The 235-nt window shown below is 48.9% G+C and carries 1 pseudogene; it reads right to left on the bottom strand.

The window, feature by feature from the left end:
- Positions 1-235, bottom strand: a pseudogene (locus tag ACFINC_RS11715) (DNA repair protein RadA); the annotation flags it as partial.

Raw genomic sequence — 235 nt, 5'->3', positions numbered from 1 at the left:
CTAAATCAGCAGCAGGCTCTGATATACGATATCCACCTGCCACGTTCAGATAGACATCATGCTGTCCAAAACGAATGCCACAATGGGCTTCTAAAACGGCGAGAATCATAGAAAGACGATTTCCATCCCATCCGACAACCGCACGTCGTGGTGTTCCAAGAGAAGAAGGAGCAACAAGCGCTTGAATTTCTACCAATATCGGGCGTGTTCCTTCCATGCCGGCGAAAACAGCAGC

The sequence above is a fragment of the Bartonella sp. AP58NXGY genome (genome assembly GCF_042195785.1).
In the GTDB taxonomy this organism is placed as follows: Bacteria; Pseudomonadota; Alphaproteobacteria; order Rhizobiales; family Rhizobiaceae; genus Bartonella.
Note: the sequence above shows the minus strand (reverse complement) of the source record. Positions and strands in the feature narration are given on the sequence as shown.